Below are 4192 nucleotides of genomic sequence, written 5' to 3' on the forward strand. Positions count from 1 at the left end.
GTCAGCGGGACGGAGTCCTTGCCGGGCAGCCCAGAGTACGGGCAGTTGGCTTTAGGCCTGGCCTTGGAAGTGGGTTTGATTCAAGGGGCGATGGGGTTGTTGCGGCTGGGGTTTTTGGCCAATTTCTTAAGCCACACGGTGGTGACTGCCTTTGGCAGCGCGGCGGCCTTGATCATCGGCTTCAGCCAGCTCCGGCACCTCTTGGGGGTCAAGATCGCCAACACGGAGTCCTTCTTGCTGTTGGTGCAGCGGCTGTGGCAGAGCCTGGATAAGGTAAACTGGGTAACCTTTGGCTTGGGGCTGCTGGCCGTATCCCTGCTGGTGTACGCTCAGCGAAAGTTGCCCCACCAACTGCGGCGTTGGGGTGTGCCTCCAGGTTGGGCCTTGATTTTGACCAAGGGGGCACCGCTAGCGGCTGTGCTCGTGACCAGCCTGTTGGTCTGGGGCCTAAACCTCTCGGAGAGGGCAGGGGTATCCGTTGTTGGCTCCATTCCTTCCGGGTTGCCCCCCTTGGGCTTTCCCTCGTTGAGCTGGGGACAGTGGACAGCGCTTCTGCCCACCGCCTTGGCCATTAGCTTGGTGGGCTTCACGGAGAGCTATGCCGTGGGGCAGTCCTTGGCCAGCCAGCGGCGGCAGAAGGTGGATCCCAACCAAGATCTGGTGGCTTTGGGGGCAGCCAACTTGGCAGCAGCCTGCAGTGGCGGCTATCCGGTAACGGGAGGCATCAGCCGGTCGGTGGTGAACTTTCAAGCAGGCGCCAACAGTGGCCTGGCCTCCCTGATCACCGGCCTGTTGGTGGCTTTGACGGTCATCTGGCTGATGCCCCTGTTCACCTTCTTGCCCCAGACCACCCTGGCGGCCATTGTTCTGGTGGCGGTGCTGGCCCTGGTGGATTTTCACCCCCTGCTGCAAAGCTGGCGCTACGACCGTGGCGATGCCCTGGTTTGGTTGGTAACCTTTGCCAGTGTGCTGGGGATCGGAGTGGAGCAGGGGATCGGAATAGGGGTGTTAGTCTCCATCCTGCTCTTTCTTTGGCGGGCTAGCCGTCCTCACATTGCCATCGTGGGTCAGGTGCCCGGTACGGAGCACTACCGCAACGTGCAGCGCCATGAGGTGATTACCGATCCCCGTATCTTGGCAGTGCGGGTGGACGAGAGCCTGTTTTTTGCCAACGCAGCCTACTTGCAGGAGTATCTGCTGCGAGAGGTGGCGGCGCGACCCACAGTGGAGCAGGTGCTGCTCGTTGCCAGCGCCATCAACTTCATCGACGGCAGCGCTTTGGAAGTGCTGACCCAGTTGGTGGAACGTTTGCAGCAGGCAGGGGTGGGCTTTGCCATGGCCGAGGTGAAGGGGCCGGTAATGGATCGCCTCCAAAAGGCTGGGTTTGTGGAGAAAGTGGGCGCTGAGCGCTTCTTCCTCTCCACTCACCAGGCGATGCAAGCCCTCGGATCCCAGCAGAGCCTCAGTCAGGTGTCATCTTCCTGATCAGCACAAGGGGGGTTTGTTCAGCGGCATTGCCGGCGGGGTTCTTGCCCAGGGCTTGCTCCACCAGCTCCCGCTCTACGCCGGGGCTGGCTGCCAGGATCTTGACCTGCCCCAGATCGTTGGCATCCACGATGGCCACTTCGTAGCCCGTCTGCCGATGCAGATCCCCCACCAACTTGGCCGGATCCCGCGGCCCCAGCACGATGAACTGGTCATAGGGAGGCAGGGTGCCAGTAACGTCGTCGATGAGATCGGCCTGCTCCCCCGCCAGGGCATAAAAGACCCCCGGGATCCCCAGCAGTTTGGCCAGGGATCCCACCACAAAAGCCCACACCACCCGCCAGGCCCCGGAGCAGTCGATCAAAGTCTGCATCCCGTAGCAGCTTGAAAGACTGGTCTTGGAGGGGAAGAAGTAGCACAGGGTGTGGGCCAGCCAGCCGGGCTGCACCTGCAGGGGATGGCGGAAGTTGCCCTGGACAATAGCCACGGCGCTTTCCGAGATGGCCACCATATCGCCGGGCTGGATGTGAGGGCCTACATACCGCCGTAGCACCTCGGCCAAGTCATCGCTGGGGGTCAGCAGATGGGTGGGAACGGCGGCCCAAAGGAGGGATCCCTGCTGCTGCCAGTTCAGCTCTGGCAAGGGCTCCACCTCCTGCAACGGCAGGATGAGATGGCTGGTCTTGAGGGTGCGCCGCTGCCGCCCGTACTGGATGTAGTCCAACTCCAGCCAGGCAGAGCGCAAATGGGCCAGCCCTTCCCCCTTCAGCTCGATCTCAACCTCTAGGCCAGTCTGGTTCTGGGGGGTGATGATGTAGGCCTGCCAGTAGTTGTCTTGGCGGGGGGGAAGATCCGGATGGCGAGAGCGCAGGCGTAGGCGGGTGTGAATGCCTTCTGGGGATCCGGCGCTGAGCAAATGCAGTCGCGGCTCCACCTGGGCCAAGGTGACTTCCAAAAGGGGGTTGAGGTTGCGAGCCACAAACTCCGCTTGAATGACCCAGTGCTCGGGGGTGTGGCGGCTGATGCGCCAGCCTTGGGGCTCCACCACCAGGTGATCGGCGGGGCGGGTCTTGAGCCAGTAGAGCAAGCTGCCCAAACTCAGCAGCAACCCGGCCACTACCTGAGCCCAGCCCCAGGGATCCCACAGCCAACGCCAAGCCCCCCATAGGCTGAGTCCTACCCCGGCCAGCACTGTGGCCAACACGCCACGATTCACCATGCTGCTGCTTGTTGCCATCGGGATCCCACTCCTCCAAGTCCTTAAACCCTGCTAAAGTCTGCCCCTTTGTCCACCACAACACCCTAGACTACAGGTACGCTCTAGCTCTTCTCCCAAACCCTAGCCATCCTACCGGGAAACCGAAGCAGGCTGCGGCGAGATCTCCACACCAATTTTTAATCTCAAACAGTTAGCTTACAAATAGATTTCATCTCAGGCTTTTCAGAACACTCTGGGAGTTTCCTATGGCGCACAAACAGCAATTCAAAAGTTTTGCCGACATGATTCAGGGATCCAAAACCCCGATCCTGGTGGATTTTTATGCTTCCTGGTGCGGCCCTTGTCAGGTTATGGCGCAAGTGTTGGAGCAGGTAAAACCTCAGGTGGGGGATGCGGTTACTTTTGTGAAGGTTGACACCGAAAAGTACCCAACCATCGCTGCTCGCTGGGGCATTCAAGCGGTGCCAACGCTGATCCTCTTCAAAGATGGGAAGCCGATTGACCGCATTGAGGGGCTGTTGCAGCCGCGGGCCCTGTTGGAGCGGTTGCGGGCGCAGGTTAACTAAACCTGTAAGCTAGGTGAACTTTTCTGGATCCCCCGTGCAACTGCCGCTTCTGCAGGTTCACCTGCCGGGTGAAGTGCCCTACCGCACTGCCTGGGCTTGGCAGCAGGCAAGACTGGCCCATATGATCCGGGATCCCCAGTTGCCGGACGGATTACTGCTGCTCACCCATCCTGCGGTTTACACCTTGGGGGCAGGAGCCGATCCCAAGTTTCTCAAGAGCCTTTCTCAGCCGATAGGATCCCCGGCTATCCACCCGGAATCTCCTTCTGAACAAGAGCCGGAAATCCTGCGGGTGGAGCGCGGCGGCGAAGTGACCTACCATGGGCCGGGGCAGTGGGTGGGCTATGCGATGCTGAACCTAAAGCGCCACCGCCCAGATCTCCACGAGTACCTACGCCAGCTAGAAGAGGTGGTTATCCAGACCTTGGCCCACTTCGGCCTACAGGGGGAGCGGATCCCTGGCTTGACAGGAGTTTGGGTGCAGGGCCGCAAAGTGGCGGCCATCGGCATCAAGGTTTCCCGCTGGGTGACCTACCACGGCTTTGCCCTCAACGTCTGCCCGGATCTAGCTGCCTTCGAGGCCATCGTGCCCTGTGGGATCCCTGATCGCCCGGTGGGATCCCTGGTGCACTTTTGTCCGGAGGTAACGATGGCTGCCGTAGCTCCGGTGCTGGTGGAGTCGTTCTGTCAGGTCTTTGGGCTGCAGGCTCAGGCAGTTTCCCTGGCCGAGTGGTTGGGAGAGCCTCGGCTTTCTGACAAGTTGCTGGGAGAATCAACCGCTCAGACGCCTAAGCGCAAGTGAGGGGAAAGACCAGACAGGTTACCCAACTTCGAGGTGGCCCTAGGTTTAATCCAAGGGCGGCTAATCCACCCCCAACTGGCGCAGCAGTTGCTGCAGGATGGCCTGGTTGGCAAAGTTGCC

Annotated in this window: 4 protein-coding genes; 3 read left to right on the forward strand and 1 reads right to left on the reverse strand. The window is 60.7% G+C overall.

Annotated elements, in window-relative coordinates:
- Positions 1 to 1485: SulP family inorganic anion transporter (locus NW819_RS05175; protein ID WP_414413098.1), on the forward strand; the 1485-nt coding region annotated here is incomplete at its 5' end.
- Here NW819_RS05175 and NW819_RS05180 read toward each other — a convergent pair.
- Complete coding sequence (locus NW819_RS05180; protein WP_414413099.1) at positions 1463 to 2722, reverse strand: hypothetical protein; 1260 nt, start codon at positions 2720 to 2722, stop codon at positions 1463 to 1465. The genes NW819_RS05175 and NW819_RS05180 overlap by 23 nt on opposite strands.
- A gap of 227 nt (positions 2723 to 2949) precedes the next feature.
- On the opposite strand from NW819_RS05180, the gene trxA reads away from it, so the two are divergent.
- On the forward strand, positions 2950 to 3270 hold the full coding sequence (gene trxA, locus NW819_RS05185; protein ID WP_011433516.1) for a thioredoxin: 321 nt from the start codon (positions 2950 to 2952) through the stop codon (positions 3268 to 3270).
- 13 nt (positions 3271 to 3283) lie between these two features.
- Positions 3284 to 4072, forward strand: coding sequence for a lipoyl(octanoyl) transferase LipB (gene lipB, locus NW819_RS05190; RefSeq protein WP_011433515.1), 789 nt, complete (start codon positions 3284 to 3286; stop codon positions 4070 to 4072).
- Positions 4073 to 4192: the final 120 nt, after the last annotated feature.

This window comes from Synechococcus sp. R8-2 (assembly GCF_047461715.1).
Lineage (GTDB): Bacteria > Cyanobacteriota > Cyanobacteriia > Thermostichales > Thermostichaceae > Thermostichus.